We start from the raw sequence: 22,367 nt of genomic DNA, 5'->3' as shown, positions 1-22,367 counted from the left end.
CCGCGCGGTGACGGAGACCTCACCCCGCCCCGACCTGGGGCGGAGCCGCGCGGGACGGCTTGGGCGGGTATGGGGCGCATCGTGCCGACACAGCCCGAATATCGTGCGCGACGGCCTGAACAGGGAGTGGAGTGCGCCGTGCGCGACGGCGCCGGCGGGGTGTGCGGTGCGTCGTGCGGGACGGCCCGAGTAGGGTTGCCGTCTCTCATGTCGACCTCTTCTTCCCTCTCCCCCTCCGCCGTCGTCGCCCGGCTCCGGGCCGCGGGCTGCGTCTTCGCCGAGGACGAGGCGCGGCTGCTGCTCGAGACCGCGCGCACGCCCAGCGACCTCACCGCGATGGTGGACCGGCGCGTCGCCGGCCTGCCGCTCGAGCACGTCCTCGGCTGGGCCGAGTTCTGCGGGCTGCGGGTCGCGGTCGATCCGGGCGTGTTCGTGCCCCGGCGGCGCACCGAGTTCCTCGTCCGGCAGGCCGCCGCCCTCGCCCGGCCGGGCGCGGTGGTCCTCGACCTGTGTTGCGGCTCGGGCGCGCTCGGCGCGGCGCTCGCCACGCTGCTCGGCGGGGCCGAGGTGGATAGCGGGCTCGAAGGGCGCGGCGGGGCCGAGGTGCACGCCGCCGACGTCGATCCGGCGGCCGTGGCCTGCGCCCGCCGCAACCTCGCGGCCGTCGGCGGCCGGGCGTACGAGGGCGACCTGTACGAACCGCTGCCCGCGACGCTGCGCGGCCGGGTCGATGTCCTCTTGGCCAACGTGCCGTACGTCCCCACCGGCGACGTCGCCCTGCTACCCGCCGAGGCACGCGACCACGAGGCGCGGGTCGCGCTGGACGGCGGCGGGGACGGCCTGGACGTCGCCCGCCGCGTCATCGCCGAGGCCCCGGCGTGGCTGGCGCCGGGTGGTCACCTGCTCTTCGAAACGAGCGACCGCCAGGTCCCGGCCGCCCGCGAGGCCGTCGCCCGCGCGGGCCTGCCCTTTCAGGTGGCGACCTGCGAGGACACCGACGCCACGGTCATCATCGCCACCCTCGCTTAGACCGCCGGACGAGACCCGGGGCCTGCGATCGACGTGCGCGGCTTCCTCACCGCCGTACCGGATGCTCGGGAAAGGGGCCGTCCGCGGCGCTGATATGTGGGCTTTGTCTCCTGCTGGAGTAGCGGTTGCCGAGCATTCGGTGCACGGTTCGAGTTCCGTCACGGACGCGCCCGCCGGATCCGCTGCAGTTCCTCGGGTGAATGGGAAGAGCCCCCGGCCCGGATGGGCGGGGGCTCGGGCGCGCTTCGGCCGGTCGGTCAGGAGCCGGCGACGGAGAGCAGGACGTCGACCAGACGGTCGGCGGCGTCGGGGCGGCCTGCGGCGCGGGCCCGGTCCGCCATGGCGGCCCGTCGCGCCGGGTCGGCGAGGAGGGGTTCCACGGCGGCGCCCAGGGCCTGCGGGGTCGCCTCGCCGAGCAGGGCGACGGCGGCGCCGGTCTCCTGGAGGTGACGCGCGTTGTGCGCCTGCTCATCGCCCGCGGAGGAGGCGAGGGGGATGAAGACGGCCGCCTTGCCGAGCGCGGTCAGCTCCGCGATCGTGCCCGCGCCGCTCCGGGAGATCACCACGTCGGCCAGCGCGAGGACGTCGGGCAGTTCCGGCCCCACGTAGTCGGTCAGCAGATAGCGGGCCGCGGCCTCCGGGGGCAGGGAGGCGGTGTGCTGCCGGAGCTCGGCGAGGTTGTCCGGTCCGCACTGGTGGATGACGTTGGCACGGGACAGCAGCCACGGCAGGATGCCGGCGACGAGGGTGTTGATCTGCTGCGAGCCCTGGGCGCCGCCGGTGACGTAGACGGTCGGGAGGCGGCGGTCGAAGCCGTTCAGGGTCAGCGCGTGAATCGCCTTCTCCGGCCGTCCCTGCAGGACCTCCGGCCGTACCGGGTTGCCGGTGACGACCGCGTTCGCACGGGACTTCTCGGGCAGCAACGGCAGGGTCGACTCCGAGGACACGGCGACGCGGGTGGCCCGGCCGGCGAGGCTCCGGTTGGCCAGCCCGAGCCGGACGGTCTGCTCGTGGACCACCAGTGGGCGGTGGCACAGCCTGGCGGCGGCGATCCCGACCGGGACGGCGACGTAGCCGCCGGTGGCGAGGACCACGTCCGGGCGGAACTTCGAGATGACCTTGCGGGCCTGGAGGATGCCCAGCGGGACCCGGAGCATGTCCTTCACGTTGGCCGGTGACAGGAGCTTGATCGGGTTGCTGGAGCGACGGATCTTGCCGGTGACGACGGAGGCGAAGGGGATGCCCTCGCCGGCGGCGACGCGGGACTCCAGGCTGTCGGCCTTGCCGACCCACAGCACCTCGAGAGACCGGCCGGCGCCCTGCAGCCGGGCATGGAGAGTCCGCACCGCGGTGAGAGCCGGGTACGTGTGGCCGCCTGTCCCCCCGCCCGTGACGATCAGGCGAAGCGGCCGCTCCGCAGTGAAGGGCGGGTGGGAGACGATCTCATTGTTCACGGAGCAACCTCGGTCGACGTAACCGGTCGATTTTGAGCCGGCGGCTCCCACGCTAGCCAGGCGCGCGCGGACAGGTCGCGGAAACGGCGTCCATGTGATTCTTCCCGCCCCGCGCCGTCGCCCGCGTACGACGCGTCTGTCACGTTCCAGAAGCGAGATCATCCACGTCCCGACGTGCTCCGTTAACCCGTCGTTCCGGGCGTCAACATGATCATCTCCCTGACCTCCCAACATCTCAGGAAAGCGGTCATCATGAAGAAGGCTCTCAGGACGCTCGTCGCCGGCGCGGCGGTGGCCGGCGGCATCGCCGGTGGCGTCGCGCTCGCGTCGCCCGCGTCGGCCGCCACCCCGGCCGGCGTGTGCGGATCCGGTTACTCCCAGATCGACAAGCACACGATGTCCGGCTCGACCATCTACCTGCTCTTCAACGGCTCGTCGAACTGCGTCGTCACGTTCAAGACGACGTCGGTCGGCAAGGCCACCCGTACGGGTGCCTACCTGCAGGTCTCCGGTAAGACGCCGGTCGAGGACACCGACGACTACACCACCTACGCCGGGCCGGTCCGGCAGAGCGCCGCCGGCAAGTGCATCGTCTGGGGCGGCGGCACCTCGGCCGGCGGTTTCTGGTACAGCGGCTGGAGCCACTGCGGCTGACCCGCGCGAAAAGGGGTGGCGGGCCGCGCGTGCGCCGCACGGCCCGCCACCGAGCGGGGAGAGGATGGCTCTAGCCGGTGAACGCCCTGGTGAAGTCCAGGTCGTTCTGGACGATGCTGCTGCAGGTCGCGCTCGCCCACTGCTGGGGACCGCCGGGGCAGGGCTTGTCGCGGGTGGCGGACCACATCGACAGCCAGGCGAGGTTCTTCTGTTTGGCGAAGGCCGCGAGCTTCTTGGCGTCGGCGACGGTGAACACCTCGGTGTTCGTGTCGTTCACGCCGATCATCGGGGTGACCGCGATCCTGCTCCACGCGCTGCTCAGGCCGAGCGCGTCGCGTACCTGGGCCTCGGTGGAGGTCGCCGCCTGGATGGCGTAGTCGCCCATCTTGCCGCTCGGGTTCGGCGCCTGACCGTCGCCGTAGTCCATGGCCATGACGTTGACGGCCGAGACGGAGTCGCCGTTCTGCCTGGCGTTCTTCAGGAGGTTCACGCCGTCCTGGGTGAGCCCGGAGGGCAGGACCGGCAGCGTGAACGACACGTCCAGGCCGGGCACCTGCTTCTGCAGCGAGGCGATCGCCTGGGCGCGCCGGGTGTTGGCGGCCTGGTCGGCGATCGCGGCGCCCTCGACGTCGAAGTCCACCTTCTTCAGCTTGAACGCGTCGATGACCTGCTTGTACGCGGACGCGAGCGCCCCTGAGTCGGAGCAGGCCTGGGCGAGCTCGGTGCCGTTGGCGCCGCCGAACGACACGCGGACGTCGCCGCCGGCCGTGCGCAGCGCCCCGATCTGCTTGGCGACGTCGTTGTCGGCGAGCGCCTGGGAGCCGCCCCACTTGGGCGTGCAGCCGCCGCCGGCCACGACGAAGGCCAGGTTGAACGTCTTCACCCCGGTCTTGGACGCCGTGCCGGTCAGGTCGAACGGCGGGTAGAGGCCCACGTCGACGTACGGCGCGAAGCCGCCGCTCGACGAGGACGGCGGGGTGCTCGGCGGCTCCGGAGTCGGGGTCGACGGCGGGGCCGGAGTGGTCTTGGTCGGGGTGGGCGTGGGTGCGCCGCCGCCCGAGCAGGAGGCGCCGTTCACCTGGCAGGCGGTCGGAGTCGTCGCCTTGCCGTCCACGGTGAACCCGACCTGCCGCTCCTGGCCGGGCGCGAGGTCGGCGTTCCAGCTCTCGTTCTTCACCGTGACGTGCGTGCCGTCCTGGTGGGACACGCCGTTCCACAGGCTCGTCACCTTGGCGCCGGCCGGCAGGTCGAAGGACAGGTCCCAGCCGTGCACGGTGTCGGTGCCGCCGTTGGTCAGCGTGTACTGGCCGGTGTAGCCGGAGTCCCAGGACGAGACGGTGCGGAAGGCGGCCCGTACGGAGGCGGTGTCGGCCGAGCCGCTCGCCGCCAGCAGGCCACCGGTGCTCGCGCCGCCGGTCGCCAGGGCGACGCCGCCGGCGCCGAGCACGGCCGCGAGGCCGACCAGCAGCGGCGTCCGCCGTCGGCGGCGCGCGCGGTCTGCGTTCATGAGGGGGTACCTCCAGTGGAGCCGGGTGCGGGGTGTGCGCCTGCAGGGCGGTGCAAACGTACGGCCGCGCGGCGCCCCGTGGATCGCCGTTAAGGCGCGCTTAAGGAGCGGTTGAAGCGCGGTTGACCCGATGCCCGGCTCCGGGCGGAACGCCCGGTTTCACGCCACCCGAGTCAGGTGCGGAAGCGGTCGGTGGCGTCGATCAGGCGGTGCCGGATCCCGGGTTCCATGCTGCCGTGGCCCGCGTCCTCGACGACGTGGAACTCGGCCTCGGGCCAGGCCTGGTGCAGATCCCACGCCTGCCGGGGCGGGGTCTTCATGTCGTAGCGACCGTTGACGATCACGGCGGGGATGTGCCGTATGCGGTCGATGCCCGAGAGCAGGCCGCCGTCGGGGAGGAAGGCGCCGTTGGCGATGTAGTGGTGGAGGATGCGGGCGGCGGCGATGAGGGCCGCGTCGTCGAGCGCCGGCGGCTCGACGGGGAGCAGGGTGTTGGCGGACGACTCCCAGGCCATGAAGGCGCGGACCGCGGGGAGGTGCACCGCCGGGTCCGGGTCGCCGATGCGGCGGCCGTAGGCGGCGATCAGGTCGTCTCGCTCGGCGGCGGGGACGGCGTCGCGGAACGCCGCCCACTCGGCGGGAAAGAGCTGGGCGATGCCGGTGTCGGTGAACGTCCAGTGTTCGTCGGACCGGCGGACGAGGTAGATGCCGCGCAGCACGAGTTCGGTGACGCGGTGCGGATGGGCCTGGGCGTACGCGAGCGCGAGGGTGCTGCCCCAGCTTCCCCCGAAGACCAGCCAGCGGTCGACGCGCAGATGCTCGCGGAGCCGCTCGATATCGGCGATCAGGTGCGGGGTCGTGTTGTGCTCCAGCGAGACCCGCGGGTCGCCGGCGCTCGGCCGGCTGGCACCGCAGTTGCGCTGGTCGAACAGCACGATGCGATAGGCGGCCGGATCGAAGAACCGGCGGAAGCCGGGCAGGATGCCGCCGCCCGGCCCGCCGTGCAGGAAGACCACGGGCTTGCCGGCGGGGTTCCCGCAGACCTCCCAGTGGATGTCGTTGCCGTCACCGACATCGAGGAGGCCGGACTCATGCGGCTCGATCGGGGGATAGAGCTCTTTCAACGCCATACGGGCAATTAGTATCCGATCAGTGATCAGCGCTCCGCACGGTCCTCGGATGCGCACGGGCGGACGCGAGGCTAGGGCCGCCGTCTCCGGCGCGGGCGCTTGGGCGTCGTCGGCAGCCAGATCTGCACCTGCGCGCCGCCGAGCGCGGAGCGGTCGATCCGCACGTCGCCTCCCGCGGCCTCGGCCATGCGGCGGGCGATGTCCAGTCCGAGGCCGGTGGACCCGCCGCCGCTGGCGCCCCGGCGCAGCGCGGCCTCCGGGTCGGTGATGCCCGGCCCCGCGTCCGCGACGAGGATGCCGACCAGCCCCGCGCCCGCGTGCAGCGTCACCGCGAACGCCGTGCCCTCCGGGGTGTGCCGGAACACGTTCCCGAGCAGCGAGTCCAGCACCGCGCTCAGCTCGGCGCGCGGCACCGGGACGGCGACGGGCCCGCCGGCGCCGATCAGCTCGCAGTCGCGTTCCTGGTCCTCGGCCAGCGCGGACCAGAAGGCCATCCGGTCGCGGAGCACGTCGGCGGCGTCGCACCGGGCCGTCTCCATCGGCTTGCGCGCCGAGCGGATGATCTGGTCGACCTCCTCCTCCAGTCGCGCGACGGCGAGCCGGGTCTGCTCGGCCGCGGGCTCGGCGCCGAGCGCGGCCGCGTTCAGCCGCATGGCGGTGAGGGGGGTCCGGAGCCGGTGGGACAGGTCGGCGATCAGCTCGCGTTCGGCGGCGAGGAGTTGTTCGACGCGGTCGGCCATCGTGTTGAACGCACGCCCGGCGTCGCGCAGTTCGGGCGGCCCCTGCGGGTCGATGCGGGTGCGCAGGTCGCCGGCGCCGAGGGCGGTCGCCGCGCGGGCCAGGGTGCGCGCGGAGCCGACGACGCGGGCGCCCAGGCGGTCCGCGACGACGACGGACCCGGCGACGAGCACGGCGGCCACGACCGTCAGCGTGACCCAGGCGGCCTGGACGCCGCGTGCCAGGTCCTGGCGCGGCAGGTACACCTCGACGATCGCCGTACGGTCCTGGTCCAGCGCCACCGGCTGCAGCAGCACGTAGCCGCCGGCCGCCGGGGCCGAGAAGGACCGGCCGCGCTCGGTGGCGGTGGCCAGGTCCGTGAGCCGCGCCCGGGAGGTCCCCACCGTGCCGCCGGTCCGGGGCGGCAGGTGGACCGCCATCCGGCCCGCCGCTCCGGCCTGGGTGCTGGCGACGGCGCGCTGCAGCGCGGTGCGGTCGGTCGTGATGGCCAGCGCCGGGGCGAGCGACCCCGCTTGGCGTTCCGCGTCGTTCAGCGCCCGGTCGCGGGCGATCTCCTTGACCATGAGGGCGAGGGGGATGAGGAACGCCAGCGCGACCATCGAGGTGACGGCCGCCGACACGAGCGCGAGCGACCGCCTCACGGCGCGATCAGCTTGACGCCCACGCCGCGCACGGTGTGCAGGTAGCGGGGGCGGGAGGCGGTCTCGCCCAGCTTGCGGCGCAGCCAGGACAGGTGCACGTCGATCGTCTGGTCGTCGCCGTACGGCTGCTGCCACACCTCGGTCAGCAGTTCCCGCCGGGAGACGACGTGGCCGGGGCGGGACGCCAGGTGGGCCAGCAGGTCGAACTCCCGGCGCGTCAGGGCCAGCGGCCGGTCGTCGAGGAACGCCTCGCGCCGGTCCGGGTCCACCCGCAGGCCCCCGACCCGGTACACCCGTGGCTGGGCCGACTGCTGGGACCGGCGGAGCACGGCGCCGAGGCGGGCGCTCAGGTGCTCGCCGGAGAACGGCTTGATCAGGTAGTCGTCGGCCCCGGCGTTCAGCAGCCGTACGATCTCGGTCTCGTCGTCGCGCGCCGTCGCCACGATCACCGGCACGTCGGAGACGCCGCGCAGCATCTTCAGGGCCTCCGTGCCGTCGAGGTCGGGCAGCCCCAGGTCCAGGATGACGACGTCCGGTGCGGCGCGTGTCACCTCGCGAAGGGCGTCCAGCGCCGTACCCGCGCTGCGGACGGCGTGCGCCCGTTCGGTGAGCTCCCGGATCAGTGCCGACCGTACGAATTGGTCGTCCTCCACCACGAGCACATTCGCCATGCCCGGCACCTTAGAGCGCCTGACGGTGCATAACCGCCGAAATCGCGACGAACCATTGCTATTAAGGCACCATGGGGGCGGTGCGACGGGCGATGACGTACGTGGCCGCCTGGGGCGGCGCCACCTCGCTGGCGGTGATGCTGGTCTGGTTCGGCGCGCGTCCGGTGCTGCACAACGCGGTGTTCGGTCCGCCGCCGGCCCGTTCCGTCGTCGACCACGTGCCCGCCTCGGCCGCCGCGCCGCCCTCCCCGTCCCCGCCGGGCCCGACCGGGCGGGCGACGCCGAAGCGGACCGTACGGCGCACGCCGGCGCGGCCGTCGAGCCCGCGGCCCACGCCGTCGCCGCACACGGACACCCGGAGTTACACACTCGCCGGCGGGCAGGTCGTGCTGTCGATGACCGCGACCGCCGCCCGGCTGGTGTCGGCGACCCCGGCCGCGGGGCATGAGGTGCGGACGTGGCACGCGGCGGGCTGGCTGCGGGTCGACTTCACGGAGGGCGCCCACACCTCGTCGTTGTTCTGCACCTGGAACGGCCACGCGCCCGCCGTTCAGGTGCAGGATCAATAGCGGTCGCACCGCATGGACAATTTTTTGATACGCGTGAGTAACATCACTAGAATTTGATTCGGCCTTCTCCGGTAACCTCCTGCTTATGGACGTAAACGGAGTTGCCGCCGTCGTCACGGGCGGCGCGAGCGGACTGGGTGAGGCGACCGCGCGGGACCTTGCCGCGCACGGTGCCAAGGTGGTCGTGGCCGACCTCAACGAGGCCAAGGGCAAGGCGATCGCCGACGAGATCGGCGGCGTCTTCGTCAAGGTCGACGTCTCCGACGAGGAGCAGGTGCAGGCCGCCGTCGACGCGGCCGTCGCCACCGGCGCGCCGCTGCGCGTCGTGGTGAACAGCGCCGGCATCGGGTGGGCGACGCGGACCGTGAACCGCGACGGCTCGCCGCACGACCTCGCCTCGTACAAGAAGGTCATCGAGGTCAACCTGATCGGCACGTTCAACGGCCTGCGGCTCGGCGCGGCGGCGATCGCCAAGACCGACCCGGTCGACGAGTTCAACACGCGTGGCGTCGTGATCAACACGGCCTCGGTCGCGGCCCTCGAGGGGCAGACCGGCCAGATCGCCTACTCCTCCTCCAAGGGCGGCATCGTCGGCATGACCGTGCCCGCCGCCCGCGACCTGGCCGCCATCGGCGTCCGCGTCAACACGATCTGCCCCGGCATCATCGACACGCCGATCTACGGGCAGGGCGAGCAGGCCGAGGAGTTCAAGAAGAAGCTCGTCGCGCCGGTCGTCTTCCCCAAGCGCATGGGCCGGCCGTCGGAGTTCGCCCACCTCGTCCGTTCCCTGGTCGAGAACGACTACGTCAACGCCGAAGTCATCCGTTTCGACGGCGGTATCCGCTTCCAGCCCAAGTGAGGTCCTGATGTCGGACGCGGTCCTGACCGAGGTGGACGGCGGCGTCGCCGTCATCACGATCAACCGGCCCGAGGCGAGGAACGCCGTCAACGGCGCCGTCGCCCAGGGCATCGCGAGCGCGATCGACGAGTTCGACGCGCGCAAGGACGTCTCCGCCTACGTTCTCACCGGCGCCGGCGGCACCTTCTGCGCCGGTATGGACCTCAAGGGGTTCCTCACCGGTGACGACCCGACCAAGGGCGGGCGCGGCTTCGGCGGCATCACCGAGCGGCCCCCGGCCAAGCCGATCATCGCCGCCATCGAGGGGTACGCCCTGGCGGGCGGCTTCGAACTGGCGCTGTCCTGCGACATGATCGTCGCGTCTTCGGAGTCGAAGTTCGGACTGCCGGAGGTCAAGCGCGGCCTGGTCGCCGGCGCGGGTGGCCTGCTGCGGCTGCCGCAGCGGATCCCGTACCACGCCGCACTGGAGATCGCGCTGACCGGCGACCACTACCCGGCCGCGCGGCTGGCCGAGCTCGGCCTGGTCAACCGGGTCACCGAGCCCGGTGAGGCGCTGCGGACCGCCAAGGAGCTGGCCGCCAAGATCGCGGCGAACGCCCCGCTGGCGCTGGCCGCCACCAAGCGCGTCATCGTCGAGTCCCGCGACTGGCCGAGCGACGAGCAGTTCGCCCGGCAGGGCGAGATCATCATGCCCGTCTTCGGGTCCAAGGACGCGATGGAGGGCGCGGCCGCCTTCGCCGAGAAGCGCTCGCCCAACTGGTCCGGCGAGTGACCTTCGCGCCGGGGGCGGGTCTGGCCGGTCCCGCCCCCGGCACGGCCAGGTGGTACGGGCCGTGGCCCGCCCCCGGCGCGGTCAGGCGGTACGGGGCGTGGCCCGCCGGGCCGGAGCCCTGTCGAGCCTGCGGCGGAGATCCTGCAGGTAGCGGTCGCGGGGCAGCGTACGGACCGGCAGCGGAAGCCGGGGATAGACCAGCCGGAGCGACCGCACGAGCAGGTGGAAGCGGACCTGCCGGGCGCGGTCCCATCGCCAGCCGTACTGCCGCCTGATCGGCTCGGGCATCAGGCCGGCCGTGAGGAGACGGATGGCGGCCAGTCCGGGCTCGTTCAGCGGCCCGCCGGGCAGCCGTGGATGCAGCACCTGGTCGGCGATCGCCCGGGAGGCGTCGCTGATCCGCAGCTCGGCGAGCGTCCGCGCGTAGTACGCGCGAAAGTCCGCGTACGTCGCCGGCATCAGGTCGTACGGGCAGCCGAGGATCGTCGCGAACACCTTGCTCTGCTCGTAGTAGTCCGCCAGCTCCTCCCGCGTGAGCGCGCGGAAGAACAGCCGGTACGCGTGCGCGGCGGTGGCGAACAGCGTGGCGGCGACCCAGACCTGCAGCTCCGGGTCGTCGGCCCGGTAGCCCTCGCCGGTCACGGCGGTGTGCATCCGCCGTACGACGGCGCTGAGCCGGTCCGCCTCCTCGCGCGAACCGAACTCCACGGCGTACAACCACTGCATCGTGCCCCGGAGCCGCCCCAGCGGGTCCCGTGCGGTGTAACTGTGGTCGTACACGCCCTGCGCGATCTTCGGGTGGGCCGTCTGCAGCAGCGAGGCGGCGCCGCCGACGGCTATTAACAGCCCTTCCCGGCCCACCGTGCGGATGAGGTCACCGTCCTCGAAGTATCCATCGCCCATGACCTCAGTGTAAGTGAGTACTTGCATGGCGGCGAGTCGTCGTACGAGCGGACGCCGCCACCCACCGTGCGGGGGGTGGCGGCGTTACGTCTCCTCAGTGACCGAGGGAGGTCCAGAACCCGCAGCGGTGCTCACCGGCCAGGTCGACCGGCCGGATGCCGCCGGAGCCGGGGGCCAGCGACAGCATCCGCTCCGCGCCCGGGAGGGCGGGCGCCCAGGTCGGCGCGCCGCCGCCGTTCGGGTCGCCGGTGCGGGCGAACCGCGTCCAGTACCCGATCATCCGGTCTGAGAGCCGGCGCTGGGCCGGGGCCAGCGGCCCGCGGAACTCGGACTGGTCGAACAGGTACTGCAGTTCCGAGGCGTGGAACGCGCCCGTCGGGAAGGCCGGTACGGGAGTGTCACTGGCCCAGGGCGCGTTCTCGTCGGCGAACTCGTACGCGTACGTCGGGACCCGCTCGCTCAGCAGCCGGTCGGTACGGCCCGCCGGGCACGCCCAGGCGTAGTCGGTCCACACGGACGCCAGCGCCGCGCTCGCCGAGCCGTACCGCCGGACCGGGTACTCCACCAGGACCTTCGCCGCCTTGACGGGCCCGAAGAAGTCCTCGATCTCACCGCGGTAGTCGGCCTCGGTCGTCACGTGCCCGCTGAAGGTCTCGATCGCCGCGACGAACAGCCGGTGCTCGTCGCGGGTCGTGCCCTGCATCACCGGGACGTGCGCGAACCGGCCCGTCGCGAGCGCGGTGGCGGGCGCGACCGGCAGCACCGTGCCCCCTGCGGCCGGGCCGAACCCCTGGCCGCCGTCCGAGGCGTTCAACAGGGTCGACACCGGGAGGCGGCGCAGGCAGGCGGCGACGTCCGCGGCGCCTCCGCAGCCGGCCTTCGCGGCCAGCGACACGCCCTGGTGCTCCCGCTCCGCGCGCGGCCGTACGACCCATTCGCCGTCGTGGTACGGCCACTCGTCGGTGACGGCGCACGGACCGCTCTGCACGATGGCGCGCCGGAACAGCCCGGCCGAGCCCGGCGCGGCGAGGTGCGAGCAGGTGCTCACGCCCCCGGCCGACTCACCGGAGATCGTGACGTTGCGGGGGTCGCCGCCGAACGCCGTGGCGTTCCGCCGCACCCAGCGCAGCGCCGCCTGCTGATCCTCCAGGCCGAAGTCGCCCGACGTCGGCCGCCCGCCCCGATCCAGCGAAGGATGCGTGAGGAAGCCGAAGACGCCCAGGCGGTAGTTGAGCGTCACCACGATCACGTCGCCCTGGGTCGCCAGCCGCCGGGCGTCGTACAGGTCCCCGGCCCCGGAGTAGAACCCGCCCCCGTGGATCCAGAACATCACCGGCAGCCGCCGCCCGGTGGCGTGCCGGGGCGTCGTGACGTTGAGGTACAGGCAGTCCTCGGCCTCACTCGGGGCGTCGCCGAGGAAGCCGGCCGTCTGCGCGCACGCGCTTCCCGGTCTGGTCGCGTCGCGGGTCCGCGTCCAGGGGGAGACCGGCTGCGGCGAGGTCCAGCGCAAGGACCCCACCGGTGGCGCCGCGTACGGGATGCCCTCGAACACGCGATGGTCGCCCGTCACGGTTCCGCGCACCGGCCCCTCCGCGGTCCGCACCACCGAGGCGTCCCCGCTCCCGGCGGCCGCGGCCGGCAGGGCCGCCCCCACGGCACCGGCCAGCCCCACCGCGCCCGCGACGGCGACCCACCCTGCTCTCGCGTACTTCCGTCTCTCCGGCATCAACGCCACCTCCACCGCTCGGGATCGACGCCTTCGACTCTGCGGCGGCGCGCCCGCCGGGTCAGGAGGCCTGAGTCCCTTCGTGTGGTCGCCGCGCCGGCACCGTCCCGGTGCACCTGGCACCACCCCGTGCGGCCGGGCGATAAATCAGGCGACATGGAACGCGCCTGCCGGGGATAATCGGCGTATGTCCGAACCCGTGCGTGTCCGCGGCTCGGTCGTCATCCCCGACGCCGAGCTGCGCTGGCGTTTCTCCCGCTCGTCGGGGCCGGGCGGGCAGCACGTCAACACCAGCGACACCGCCGCCGAGCTGTCCTTCGACCTCGCCCGGTCTGCGGCGCTCCCGCAGACGTACAAGGACCGGGCGCTGCAGCGCCTCGCCGGACGCCTCGTCGACGGGGTCATCACCATCCGCGCCGAGGAGTACCGGTCGCAGCTGCGCAACCGGGAGGCCGCCAAGGCCCGGCTGGCCGCTCTGCTGGCGGAGGCCACCGCCCCTCCGCCGAAGCCGCGCCGCCCGACCAAGCCCAGCCGCCGTGTCCACGAACGCCGCCTGGAGAACAAGCGCCGTCGCGGCGACGTCAAGCGCGGCCGCTCCGGCCGCTTCGACGTCTGAGGTGACGTTCATCACCTCCTGACCTCGCCGGGACGTCCTCAGTCGTCCTATGACGGACGCGGAGGGGCGTCCGCGCCCGGGGGCCCGGCAGGCGGCGCTGCCTGCGGATTAATACGATTGCGAGTTTGTCGGTGGCACCCGGCATCATGGTCCGTCGACTCAAAGCGCAGCTAACCGCCCACGTGGGCGTCTGACGATTGGAACACCCGAATGAGCACCGCGCCACCACCCGAGCTTGCGGACGATCCGCCACAGACTTCCGCGCCACCGGCCGGGCTTGATCGGGGAGTGCTCGCGGTCGCCATGGTCGTCGTCCTCGGCGCGATCATGTCGATCCTGGACGTCACCGTCGTCAACGTCGCGATCAACCACCTGTCCAGCGCGTTCAACGCCCCGCTGTCCACCATCCAGTGGGTGGCCACCGGGTACACGCTCGCCCTGGCCACGGTCATCCCGGTCACCGGCTGGGCGTCGGCGCGGTTCGGCACCAAGCGCCTCTACATGATCTCCATTGCGCTCTTCGTGCTCGGATCGGCGCTGGCCGGCATGGCCTGGTCGGCCGAGTCGTTGATCGCCTTCCGCGTCCTGCAGGGCCTCGGCGGCGGCATGATCATGCCGGCCGGCATGACGATCCTGACCCAGAAGGCCGGGCCGTCGCGCGTCGGCCAGGTGATGAGCGTCGTCGGCATCCCGATGCTGCTCGGGCCGATCTGCGGACCGATCCTGGGCGGCTGGCTGGTCGACGACGTCTCCTGGCGCTGGATCTTCTTCATCAACCTGCCGATCGGCGTCGTCGCGCTGTTCCTCGCCGCCAGGATCCTCGAGCGCGACACCCCGCGTCCGGGCGAGCGGCTCGACCTCCTCGGTCTCGTGCTGCTGTCCCCCGGCCTGGCCTCGCTCATCTACGGTCTGGCCAAGGGCGCCCAGGACAGCGACTTCGGCAAGCCCGAGGTCCTGATCACCACCGTCGCCGGCGCCGTCCTGGTGGTGCTGTTCGCGATCCGCGCGCTGACCGCTCGCGTTCCGCTGATCGACCTGCGGCTGGTGAAGCGGCGCTCGGTCGCGGCGGCCGCGGGCACGATGGTCCTGTTCATGTGCGCGTTCATGGGGGCGATGCTCCTGCTGCCGCTCTACTACCAGGTGGTGCGGCACGAGAGCGCCTTCTCCTCCGGTCTGCTGCTCGCCCCGCAGGGCATCGGCGCGATGTTCACGATGCCGGTCGGCGGCAAGCTCACCGACCGGATCGGCCCCGGCCGCGTCGTCCTGATCGGCCTCGTGGTGGTCGTCGGCTCCGTGGCCGGTTTCACCGCGGTGCTGCAGGCCGACACCTCGTACTGGGTGCTCGGCGGCGTGCTGTTCGTGATGGGTCTGGGCATGGGCATGACGATGATGCCGACCATGGCGGCCGCCATCCAGACGCTCTCCCACGACGAGGTGCCCAAGGCGAGCACGATGCTGAACATCATTCAGCAGGTCTCCGCCTCCATCGGCACCGCGCTGATGTCCGTCCTGCTCGCCCACAACCTGACCGCCAAGCTCGGCGGCGGTGCGGGCGGCGGCGGGCTGTCCGCCGCCGCGAAGGTGCCGCCGCAGATCATGCAGAAGATCGTCGGCCCGATGGCCGACGCCTTCCAGAGCACCTACTGGTGGGCGGTGGGCCTGCTCGCGCTGGCCTTCATCCCCGCGCTGTTCCTGCCCCGCCGCAAGCCGACGGGCGACTCGTCGGACATGCCGATGCCGATGCACTGACCCGCACCGAGCACCACCCGGCCCCGCAGCCTCCCGGCCGCGGGGCCGGCGTCTTTCCCCCCGAACTCCGCCCCCGCACCCATGCTCCGCCGGAGCGATCGAGCGCACCGACGGCGGCCGAGGCACCGCCAACGGAGCCGAACGCCGTTGGCCGATGCAGGCGTCGGGAGGCTGTGGCCAGGCGAACGCCGTCGTGCCGAAGATTTCGGTGGTCAACGCGGAGCCGAACGCCGTTGGCGGAAGCGAGCGCCGTAAGTGGCCGGGGCCACGGTGCGGCCGGTCGGGCCCCGGGTTACAGGCGCCCGTATGCCTGATGGCGGGGTCGGAGGTCGAGGTGCGGCACAGGTGCCCGTACGCCCGGCGGCGTAGGGGCAGTGCCTCCAGAGAGGGGACGACCTGTCCCGGCTGACACGGGGATCGTGTCGGCCATGACCGACGTGCACGGCCCGACTCCGGCGGCGTCCGCCTCGCGCAGACCGCTGCGGCTCTCGCCTGCCGCCCGCAAGACGACGCTGGTCGCCCACCTCATCGCGTCGATGGGGTGGCTGACGCTGATGATCTGCGTGCTCGTCCTCGCCCTTTCCGCCCTCGCCACCTCGGACGCGGACACGCTGCGGACCGCCTACCGCGCCATGCCCATGCTGGGCGACGCGCTGATCCTGCCGCTCAGCCTCCTCTCGCCGGCGAGCGGGCTGGTCCTCGCGCTGGGCACGCCCTGGCGGCTGTTCCGGTATCACTGGGTGGCGGTGAAGTTCTGGCTGACCCTGGCCGCGACGGTGGCGTCCAACCTCGCGCTCACCGCCCGCCTGCACGAAGCGGCGCACGCGGCGACCCGGCATCCCACCGGGTCGATCGAACGGATGGACCTGGGCTTCCTCCCGTACAACCTCGTGATCATCTCGTGCGTCGCGATCGCCCTCTACACGACCACCGTCGTCCTTTCCGTCGCCAAACCCTGGGGCCCCCGCGCGAAGTACCGCCGCGCCCGCTGAGTTGGGGGATCGCCGGACGTTGTGCCCCGGATTTCGGTGGTCAGGGCGACGGAGATCCGGGACGCAGAGTAATGCTCACGCCGCGGCGGTGAGGAGGCATCCTGCTCCGCAGGGGTGGGGCGTCCCCGTCCAGCCTTGGCGTCGGTAGACGTCCGCGATCTCCGCTGCGACGAGGCACGGGCGCTCGGAGACGTCGGCCCAGCCGTACCGCAGCGGCGCCCGGCCTGCTCGCACGGCCGCGTTGTCGCGGCGCATGTCGCGGTGCCGCTCGGCGAACGGGTGCGCCGCCCGCCCGTCCAGCTCGATGACGACGCCGTACGCCTCGGCGCGTACGTCCTCGTAGGTCACGCGCCCACCGCGCAGCGACCGGACCTGCCTGGCGCTCGGCGGCAACCCGTGCGCCCGCTCGACGTCACGGACGAACCTGATCTCCAGCGGCGTGGTCGCGCCCTCGTCGACGTCCGCCAGCGCCGCCGTCAGCTCGGCCCGCCATCGCACCCTCTTCCGCTTTCCGAGGGCTCGCAGCAGCCGTTCCGGCGTGGTGCGGCGACGCTGACACGCCCGCGCGGGCCAGGCCATCGCCTCATCGAGGTCGGGCGCCGAAACCGCCAGGTCGAGGACGGTCTCCTCCACCGTGGTGCGCGGCGGTAGCCGCGCGGGGTGCCGGGCGTCGTCGACCCGGCTCGAATAATGCAGCCGGACGCCTTCGACCGGTATCACGGTGCGGTCGCGGTGCACCGTCACGTGGATCGGGCCTCGGACGTCGTCGACCAGTCCCTCGAGCTCCGCCGCGGTGCGGTGGCTGAGAGTGGCTCCGGGGCCCGCTCGCAGGACGACGGCCCACAGCACCGCCTCCCGGGACAGCGGCCCGCTGAACGCGGCGTACACCCCCGTGAAGATCCGCTGCCACCGGCCACTCCCGACACGGGCGCGCAGCGCCGCCTCGGACATGCCGCACGCGAGCGCCTGCCACCGCGCGACCACCCCGTGCTGCCGGACGAGCACCTCTTCGAGCACGCCACCAGCCTGACCGTCGGCGAAGGGACAGCGGAAGCCCTGGGGCGCCGTCTGTGCACAAGCGGCCACACTACGCACCGGATTTCCGTCGTGCTGACGACCGAAATCCGGGGCACAACGTAGCGGTCAGGTGAGGGGTTTGGTCAGGTGGATCAGAGCGACTCCCGGGCGGAGGGGCTCGCGGCGTTCCTCGATGTAGCCGAGGCGCTCGTACAGCCGGAGGTTGGCCGTGCTGAGGTGCCCGGTGAAGAGGGTCGCGCGCCGGGCTCCGGGGACGACCGACTCCTCGATGGCCGCGAGCAGGGCGGTGCCGAGCCCCCGGCCCTGGAAGTCCGGCGCGACGGTCAGCCGGCCGATGCGCAGAAGGTCGCCCTCGACGCGGCCGCGTACGGCGCCGACGATCCGGTGGCCGTACGTGACCTTGAAGGCGACGCCCTGGTCCAGCTCCGCGACGAGCTCGTCAAGGGTCTGGACCAGCGGGGGTAGCTCGGGGTCGCCGTAGATCCGCGCCTCGGTCGCGTACGCGGCGCGCTGCAGCGTCAGCAGTTCCCCGGCGTCCTCCGGTCCCGCGGATTCGATCGGCGGAGCGTCCGCGACTCCGACGCTCGCCAGTTCCAGGTCGATGAACGCGCTGATCATCGCCTGGTAGGTGCGTGCGACGACATCGGGCGAGGCACCGAGTTCCACGGCGGTGGACCGGGCGCGCTCGACCACCTGGGCGACGCGTCGCGGGGCTCGTACCGCGCCGGCGTCGGTCTTCAGCCGGCCGGCCTGGCGTACGAGGGTCTCGCGTTCGGCCAGCAGCGCGACGATCCGGTGGTCGAGTCCGTCGATCCGGGCGCGGATCGCGACGAGCTCGTCGTTGGGCATGGGGTCCGTCCTCTGGTCGGCTCCCGAGCGTCCGGCACCGGGGCGACCTCTGCCCAGACCCGCGCTCTGGAGCGGCGGTCTGGGGGGAACAGTGACGACAGGCCGCCTAAGGGCGGCGCCACCAATGGGCGGTGAGGGTCGGCACGGGACGACTCTAACAGGAGACGATCTTCCCGAGAGGGGCGGAGCCGTCAGCTCCAGTCGGCGGCGCGGACGGCGCGGAGCGCGGCCTTGCGCGCGTCGCCCTGCAGCGTGTCGACGTACAGCCGGCCGCCCAGGTGGCCCGTCTCGTGCTGGAGGCAGCGGGCGAAGTAGCCGGTTCCCTCGACGCGCAGCGGCGCTCCCGTCATGTCGACGCCCTCGACGACGGCATGGCCGTACCTCGGCGTCGGGAAGCGGAGGCCGGGCAGCGACAGGCAGCCCTCGTCGTCCGTCACGGTCTCGCCGTCGGCGGACACCAGCACCGGGTTGACGACGTGGCCGACGTGGTTACGGCCCGCGTCGTCATCGCAGTCGTAGACGAAGACCTGGAGGGAGACGCCGATCTGGTTGGCCGCGAGTCCGGCGCCGTCATTGGCGTACATCGACGCGAACATGTCGTCGATGAGTCGCCGCAGGTCGGCGTCGAAGGACCGCACCGGGTCGCACTCGGTGCGCAGAACGGGATCGCCCATGTAGCGGATCGGGCGTACGGTGCCCGCACCGCCGCGTCGTCGTCTCACAGACCAGGACTCTAGATGATCGGGCCGGTGACCGACCAACGGTCACCGGCCCGATCGTCACTCCGCGGGCTCGCCGCTCGCCGGGAACACCTGGACATTGCGCTCCTGGGGCTGCTGCACCGGCTGGGGCTGGGCCTGGGGCGGCACCGGAGGCTGGGCCGGCGCCGACGGCTGGTGGTGGCGACCGCTCGTCGGCTGCGGCGGCTGCTGCTGCGCCTGCGGTGGCTGCGGTGCCTGCTGCGGCTGCTCGGGACGGGCCGCGGGCCGCTCCGCATCGCCTTGGGCGACGGCGCCCGCGACCATCTCCTCCAGTGGGCCGGCCTTCTCCTCCTGCTCCAGCAGCGTCACGAGCGTCTCGGTGATCTCGCTGAGCCGGCCGAGGGCCTTCGTGTGCTGTTTCGTGAGCTGAGCCAGGCGCGCGGAGGCGTCCTCGTTGATGACCGACGAACGGCGCTCGGCCGTGGTGAGCGTGCGCTCGGCCTCCGTACGGGCTTCGGTGACCAGCGTGTCCGCTTCGTTCTTGGCCGCGGTCGCGATCCGCTCGGCCTCCTGCTGGGCCGCCGACAGCATGTGGCCGGCGTTCTCCTGGGCCTGGGCGACCGCGCGCTCGGACTTGCCCTGGGCCTCGTCGATGATCTGCTTGGCCGCGCGCTCGGCGTCCTGCTGGATCTGGGCGCCGTTGCGCTCGGCCTCGCCGAGCTTCGACTGGGCCTCTTCCTCGGCGAGGTTGATGATCTGACGAAGCCGCTCGCTGAGGTCGTCACCGGTCGGACGCCGGGCCTCGCGGACCTCGGTCATCTCGCGGCGCGTGCGCTCGACCTCGTCGAGGGCCCGGGACAGGCGGGCCTCGAGCTCGCGGATCTGGTTACGGGTACGGGCGATGTATTCGTCGACCTGGCGGCGGTTGTAACCGCGCATGACGATCTCGAACGTCTCCTCGCGGAGGGGCTCCTCGCGGAAGAGGTTCGGCAGGATCTCGGCTTCGTTGCTCATAGCCCTTGGGGGTCGAAGGAACGTCTGTGACGACTCTCGATGGTTCCCCCCTTTTCACGCAAGGGGAATGCGGCTACTCGCAGGAATTCCTGGCCCGTCGGTGCGGCGACACGAGAGTCTTCCCAGGTTAAATATCGCAAAATGCAGTTTTTGGGAAATATGCCGCGCCGACCGGCCGGGGACGGCCCCGCCGCCGCTTCTAGACTTGACGACCGTGACTGACTTCTTCCACGGCACCCTCGGCGACCACCGACCCGACATCCATCCGGAGGCGTGGGTGGCTCCCGGAGCCGTCGTCGTCGGCCGTGTGCGGCTCGGCCGGGCGGCCAACGTCTGGTACGGCTCGGTGCTGCGCGGCGACGACGAGGAGATCATCGTCGGCGAGGAGTGCAACATCCAGGACCTGTCCTGCCTGCACGCGGACCCGGGCATGCCCGCGGTGCTGGAGGACCGGGTGAGTCTGGGGCACAAGGCCATGGTGCACGGCGCGTACGTCGAGACCGGTTCGCTGATCGGCATCGGCGCGATCGTGCTGAACGGCGCGCGGATCGGCGCGGGAACGCTCGTCGCGGCGGGCGCGCTCGTCGGCCCCGGGAAGAAGATCCCCTCCGGTGTGCTCGTCGCGGGCGTCCCCGGCAAGGTCGTCCGGGAGCTGAACGACGACGACCGGGCGGTGCTCGCCTACACCCCCGAGACGTACGTGCGCAAGGCCGCCCTGCACCGCGAGGCCCGCTGGAGCTGACGCCCACCCCGACCGTGGGACGCATCTGCCGCACTCGCCCGGCCGGGATGCCGTGTCCGACCGGGAGGCCGCGCCCGGCGGGAACGCTGGGCTCGGCGGGAACGCCGCGCCCTGCCGGGGCGGGTCGCGCGGGCCGGAGCCCCTGTACGCCGGTGGGGTCCGGTCCGGCCCGCGCGATCAGCGGTGGTCGGGGGTCAGCGGCCGCGCTGCGGTCCGGTGGGCTTGGTCGGCGCCGAGTCGGTCCAGCCCTGCGTGACCACCGTCGTGGAGCTCGACACCGAACCGGGTGCCAGGCCCGCCGTTGCTTCGCCCGGCGTGACGACCACGAGTTCCTCGCCCAGCGCCCGTCCGGCGGCGGTGTCGATGATGAGGCGGTGCTGGATCGTGCCGCCGAGCTTCGTCCGCTCGGTGATGGCGATCGCCGTGCCCGGCCGGCCCTGGGCGTCCTTGACCCGGCCGATCGCCGTGACCGTCCGCAGGTCCGCGAGCATCCGGAACGCCGCGCCCCGGACCTTCGGGGTCACCGGCATCTCCGTGATCAGGCCCTGGGCGACGGTGTACAGCCACAGGTCCGAGGACATCGGCTCGCTCGACGACTCGGTGTCGTGCCCCTGGTACCAGCGCTTCAGGGCGGCCTTCAGCCGCTGCGGGTCGGCGGGCAGCGCGCGGAGGTCCTTCATGGTGACGTTGCGGCCGAGCCAGAAGACCTTGTCGCCGTCGACGAGCGGAGCGCGGTCGACACTCGCCTTGCCCGGCTGCGTGGAGAGGGTCATCGGCGCGAGACGCTTGCCCGGAACCGCCACCTTGAACGTGCCGGGGGAGCCCGCGCGCTGCCAGGCCGCCGTGTCGGCGGCGCCGGCCGGCCGGGCGCCGAGCGAGCGGTCACTCGCCCACTGCGGCCGCCCCGGCCGGCTCGGCGTCCACTGCTCGTGCTGCCCCTGCTCGACGACGGTGTAGCCGCCGCCGACCACCCGGTAGGTGTTCCGGTCCACGATCGTGGTGTGCCAGTACGCGCCGACGCCGTCCGCCTGACCGTCCGCCTCGGTCGCGGCGGCCAGCAGGATCGAACGCGCGCTCAGCGTCGTCGTGGGCGTACCGCCGCGCGGGCCCGCCGACCGGTCGCCGGCCGGACCCGCGGTGCCGGTCGTGGTGATCGCGACCGCCGCCGCGGCCGTCGCGGCGGTGAGGCCGAGGCCGCCCGTCATCCACAGGGTCCGGCGGGCGGGCATCGTACGGCGTCGGCCGCCCATCGCCGTACGGAGCCGGTCGCGCCCCTGCGCGACGGCCACGTGGTCGGGCGCCGGCTTGTCCAGCATCGTGCGGACCATGCGCAGCTCATCCATTGCCGTCGATCTCCTTCTCGAGTGCGGTGCGAAGCTTCTTCCGGGCCCGGTTGAGACGCGAGCCGACGGTGCCGTACGGGATGCGCAGGGCCTGGGCGACCTCCTCATGGCTGAAGTCGGCCAGCGCCACGAGCAGCAGGACGTCCCGCTCCTTGCGGGTCAGCGCGGCGAGCGCCCGGGCCAGCTGCGGCTGCAGACCGGCCGCGGCGACCGCCGTGACGACCTCGTTCTCGTGGCCGTGGTCGTCGGGGGCCGTCCGCGCGCGGGCGAGGGTCTCGTAGTGCCGCGCCTCGACGCGCCGATGCTGGGCGACGAGCTTGGTGGCGATGCCGAACAGCCACGGCCGGAGCGCCCCGCGCGCGGGGTCGAACCGCTCCCGCTTGCGGAACGCCACCAGGAACGTCTCGGCCGCGATGTCGTCGGCCGCCTGCGTGTCGAGCCGTCCTGCGACGTACCGGTGGACGTCGCCGAAGTACCGGTCGTACACGGCGGTGAACCCGTCCGGGTCACGGCGGTACTCCCGGACGAGGTCGGCGTCGCTCATCCTCCCGGCCGTCCGCGTGCCGGCCAGGCCGGTCACGTCTTGCTCTCCGTCATGGGCGCCTCCCGGGCGAGGTGGTCAGCGGACACCTGTACTCCGCGCCTTCGCCCGATCGCTTTCGCTCCCGAT

22 protein-coding genes are annotated in these 22,367 nt (G+C 72.7%); 9 read left to right on the top strand and 13 right to left on the bottom strand.

The features are described 5' to 3' along the window. Positions 1-207 precede the first annotated feature (207 nt). Entirely contained in the window at positions 208-1,029 is an 822-nt protein-coding gene (locus ABD978_RS19290; protein ID WP_345355799.1) for a putative protein N(5)-glutamine methyltransferase, read from the top strand. 257 nt (positions 1,030-1,286) lie between these two features. On the opposite strand, the gene ABD978_RS19285 is transcribed toward ABD978_RS19290, so the two are convergent. Continuing rightward, positions 1,287-2,483, bottom strand: a complete 1,197-nt coding sequence (locus ABD978_RS19285; RefSeq protein WP_345355796.1) for a UDP-N-acetylglucosamine--N-acetylmuramyl-(pentapeptide) pyrophosphoryl-undecaprenol N-acetylglucosamine transferase — start codon at positions 2,481-2,483, stop codon at positions 1,287-1,289. Positions 2,484-2,735: 252 nt separating this feature from the next. Here ABD978_RS19285 and ABD978_RS19280 point away from each other — a divergent pair, with 252 nt between their 5' ends. Continuing rightward, positions 2,736-3,137 carry a spore-associated protein A gene (locus tag ABD978_RS19280; RefSeq protein ID WP_345355793.1) on the top strand — a complete coding sequence of 134 codons (402 nt, stop codon included), beginning with the start codon at positions 2,736-2,738 and terminating at the stop codon, positions 3,135-3,137. A 70-nt stretch (positions 3,138-3,207) separates the two neighbouring features. Here ABD978_RS19280 and ABD978_RS19275 read toward each other — a convergent pair whose 3' ends face one another. The 4 genes from ABD978_RS19275 to ABD978_RS19260 all read right to left on the bottom strand — a co-directional run bounded on the left by ABD978_RS19275 (position 3,208) and on the right by ABD978_RS19260 (position 7,824). Then, complete coding sequence (locus ABD978_RS19275; RefSeq protein WP_345355790.1) at positions 3,208-4,644, bottom strand: glycoside hydrolase family 18 protein; 1,437 nt, start codon at positions 4,642-4,644, stop codon at positions 3,208-3,210. Positions 4,645-4,817: 173 nt separating this feature from the next. Beyond that, entirely contained in the window at positions 4,818-5,768 is a 951-nt protein-coding gene (gene pip, locus ABD978_RS19270) for a prolyl aminopeptidase (RefSeq protein ID WP_345355961.1), read from the bottom strand. A 77-nt stretch (positions 5,769-5,845) separates the two neighbouring features. Further along, complete coding sequence (locus ABD978_RS19265) at positions 5,846-7,153, bottom strand: ATP-binding protein (protein ID WP_345355787.1); 1,308 nt, start codon at positions 7,151-7,153, stop codon at positions 5,846-5,848. Beyond that, positions 7,150-7,824, bottom strand: a complete 675-nt coding sequence (locus tag ABD978_RS19260; protein WP_345355784.1) for a response regulator transcription factor — start codon at positions 7,822-7,824, stop codon at positions 7,150-7,152. The genes ABD978_RS19265 and ABD978_RS19260 overlap by 4 nt, the downstream gene beginning before the upstream one ends. A gap of 80 nt (positions 7,825-7,904) precedes the next feature. Between ABD978_RS19260 and ABD978_RS19255 the strand changes: the two genes are divergently transcribed. The 3 genes from ABD978_RS19255 to ABD978_RS19245 all read left to right on the top strand — a co-directional run bounded on the left by ABD978_RS19255 (position 7,905) and on the right by ABD978_RS19245 (position 10,024). Next, positions 7,905-8,393 (top strand): hypothetical protein, encoded by a 489-nt coding sequence (locus tag ABD978_RS19255; RefSeq protein ID WP_345355781.1) that lies wholly within the window; start codon positions 7,905-7,907, stop codon positions 8,391-8,393. A gap of 85 nt (positions 8,394-8,478) precedes the next feature. Further along, the gene (locus ABD978_RS19250) at positions 8,479-9,252 is read left to right on the top strand and encodes an SDR family NAD(P)-dependent oxidoreductase (RefSeq protein WP_345355778.1); all 774 of its coding nucleotides are present in this window, start codon (positions 8,479-8,481) and stop codon (positions 9,250-9,252) included. Positions 9,253-9,259: 7 nt separating this feature from the next. Further along, the gene (locus ABD978_RS19245; RefSeq protein WP_345355775.1) at positions 9,260-10,024 is read left to right on the top strand and encodes a crotonase/enoyl-CoA hydratase family protein; all 765 of its coding nucleotides are present in this window, start codon (positions 9,260-9,262) and stop codon (positions 10,022-10,024) included. Positions 10,025-10,105: 81 nt separating this feature from the next. Here the strand turns inward: ABD978_RS19245 and ABD978_RS19240 are convergent, their stop codons facing one another. After that, positions 10,106-10,927 carry an oxygenase MpaB family protein gene (locus ABD978_RS19240; protein ID WP_345355772.1) on the bottom strand — a complete coding sequence of 274 codons (822 nt, stop codon included), beginning with the start codon at positions 10,925-10,927 and terminating at the stop codon, positions 10,106-10,108. 94 nt (positions 10,928-11,021) lie between these two features. Beyond that, complete coding sequence (locus ABD978_RS19235; protein WP_345355769.1) at positions 11,022-12,653, bottom strand: carboxylesterase/lipase family protein; 1,632 nt, start codon at positions 12,651-12,653, stop codon at positions 11,022-11,024. A 187-nt stretch (positions 12,654-12,840) separates the two neighbouring features. Between ABD978_RS19235 and arfB the strand changes: the two genes are divergently transcribed. The 3 genes from arfB (at position 12,841) to ABD978_RS19220 (ending at position 16,010) form a co-directional block, all read left to right on the top strand. Further along, positions 12,841-13,269 carry an alternative ribosome rescue aminoacyl-tRNA hydrolase ArfB gene (gene arfB / locus ABD978_RS19230; protein WP_345355766.1) on the top strand — a complete coding sequence of 143 codons (429 nt, stop codon included), beginning with the start codon at positions 12,841-12,843 and terminating at the stop codon, positions 13,267-13,269. 288 nt (positions 13,270-13,557) lie between these two features. After that, positions 13,558-15,018, top strand: a complete 1,461-nt coding sequence (locus tag ABD978_RS19225; RefSeq protein ID WP_345355763.1) for a DHA2 family efflux MFS transporter permease subunit — start codon at positions 13,558-13,560, stop codon at positions 15,016-15,018. A gap of 428 nt (positions 15,019-15,446) precedes the next feature. Next, on the top strand, positions 15,447-16,010 hold the full coding sequence (locus ABD978_RS19220; protein WP_345355760.1) for a hypothetical protein: 564 nt from the start codon (positions 15,447-15,449) through the stop codon (positions 16,008-16,010). Between the two features lie 75 nt (positions 16,011-16,085). On the opposite strand, the gene ABD978_RS19215 is transcribed toward ABD978_RS19220, so the two are convergent. The 4 genes from ABD978_RS19215 to ABD978_RS19200 all read right to left on the bottom strand — a co-directional run bounded on the left by ABD978_RS19215 (position 16,086) and on the right by ABD978_RS19200 (position 19,612). Further along, positions 16,086-17,027: a type IV toxin-antitoxin system AbiEi family antitoxin domain-containing protein gene (locus ABD978_RS19215; RefSeq protein ID WP_345355757.1), complete on the bottom strand. Its 942-nt coding sequence runs from the start codon at positions 17,025-17,027 to the stop codon at positions 16,086-16,088. A 126-nt stretch (positions 17,028-17,153) separates the two neighbouring features. Further along, positions 17,154-17,897, bottom strand: a complete 744-nt coding sequence (locus ABD978_RS19210; protein ID WP_345355754.1) for a GNAT family N-acetyltransferase — start codon at positions 17,895-17,897, stop codon at positions 17,154-17,156. A 191-nt stretch (positions 17,898-18,088) separates the two neighbouring features. Continuing rightward, on the bottom strand, positions 18,089-18,619 hold the full coding sequence (gene def, locus ABD978_RS19205; protein WP_345355751.1) for a peptide deformylase: 531 nt from the start codon (positions 18,617-18,619) through the stop codon (positions 18,089-18,091). A 57-nt stretch (positions 18,620-18,676) separates the two neighbouring features. Continuing rightward, on the bottom strand, positions 18,677-19,612 hold the full coding sequence (locus ABD978_RS19200) for a DivIVA domain-containing protein (RefSeq protein WP_345355749.1): 936 nt from the start codon (positions 19,610-19,612) through the stop codon (positions 18,677-18,679). A 214-nt stretch (positions 19,613-19,826) separates the two neighbouring features. Here ABD978_RS19200 and ABD978_RS19195 point away from each other — a divergent pair, with 214 nt between their 5' ends. Continuing rightward, positions 19,827-20,354 (top strand): gamma carbonic anhydrase family protein, encoded by a 528-nt coding sequence (locus tag ABD978_RS19195; RefSeq protein ID WP_345355747.1) that lies wholly within the window; start codon positions 19,827-19,829, stop codon positions 20,352-20,354. A gap of 194 nt (positions 20,355-20,548) precedes the next feature. On the opposite strand, the gene ABD978_RS19190 is transcribed toward ABD978_RS19195, so the two are convergent. Both ABD978_RS19190 and ABD978_RS19185 read right to left on the bottom strand, forming a co-directional pair. Beyond that, positions 20,549-21,697, bottom strand: a complete 1,149-nt coding sequence (locus ABD978_RS19190; RefSeq protein ID WP_345355745.1) for a CU044_5270 family protein — start codon at positions 21,695-21,697, stop codon at positions 20,549-20,551. Beyond that, positions 21,690-22,277 (bottom strand): RNA polymerase sigma factor, encoded by a 588-nt coding sequence (locus tag ABD978_RS19185; protein ID WP_345355742.1) that lies wholly within the window; start codon positions 22,275-22,277, stop codon positions 21,690-21,692. Before ABD978_RS19185 ends, ABD978_RS19190 begins: the two co-directional genes overlap by 8 nt. Between the last annotated feature and the right edge of the window lie 90 nt (positions 22,278-22,367).

Origin of the sequence: Actinoallomurus liliacearum (assembly GCF_039542035.1) — a bacterium.
Taxonomy (GTDB): Bacteria; Actinomycetota; Actinomycetes; order Streptosporangiales; family Streptosporangiaceae; genus Actinoallomurus; species Actinoallomurus liliacearum.
The sequence above is the reverse complement of the archived record's forward strand: the minus strand, read 5'-3'. Positions and strand labels throughout refer to the sequence as shown.

Coding starts and splice junctions, on each gene's coding strand:
- ABD978_RS19290 (WP_345355799.1), top strand. CDS start 208: ATGTCGACCTCTTCTTCCCTCTCCCCCTCCGCCGTCGTCGCCCGGCTC.
- ABD978_RS19280 (WP_345355793.1), top strand. CDS start 2,736: ATGAAGAAGGCTCTCAGGACGCTCGTCGCCGGCGCGGCGGTGGCCGGC.
- ABD978_RS19275 (WP_345355790.1), bottom strand. CDS start 4,644: ATGAACGCAGACCGCGCGCGCCGCCGACGGCGGACGCCGCTGCTGGTC.
- ABD978_RS19260 (WP_345355784.1), bottom strand. CDS start 7,824: ATGGCGAATGTGCTCGTGGTGGAGGACGACCAATTCGTACGGTCGGCA.
- ABD978_RS19250 (WP_345355778.1), top strand. CDS start 8,479: ATGGACGTAAACGGAGTTGCCGCCGTCGTCACGGGCGGCGCGAGCGGA.
- ABD978_RS19245 (WP_345355775.1), top strand. CDS start 9,260: ATGTCGGACGCGGTCCTGACCGAGGTGGACGGCGGCGTCGCCGTCATC.
- ABD978_RS19240 (WP_345355772.1), bottom strand. CDS start 10,927: ATGGGCGATGGATACTTCGAGGACGGTGACCTCATCCGCACGGTGGGC.
- ABD978_RS19235 (WP_345355769.1), bottom strand. CDS start 12,653: ATGCCGGAGAGACGGAAGTACGCGAGAGCAGGGTGGGTCGCCGTCGCG.
- arfB (WP_345355766.1), top strand. CDS start 12,841: ATGTCCGAACCCGTGCGTGTCCGCGGCTCGGTCGTCATCCCCGACGCC.
- ABD978_RS19220 (WP_345355760.1), top strand. CDS start 15,447: ATGACCGACGTGCACGGCCCGACTCCGGCGGCGTCCGCCTCGCGCAGA.
- ABD978_RS19210 (WP_345355754.1), bottom strand. CDS start 17,897: ATGCCCAACGACGAGCTCGTCGCGATCCGCGCCCGGATCGACGGACTC.
- ABD978_RS19200 (WP_345355749.1), bottom strand. CDS start 19,612: ATGAGCAACGAAGCCGAGATCCTGCCGAACCTCTTCCGCGAGGAGCCC.
- ABD978_RS19190 (WP_345355745.1), bottom strand. CDS start 21,697: ATGGATGAGCTGCGCATGGTCCGCACGATGCTGGACAAGCCGGCGCCC.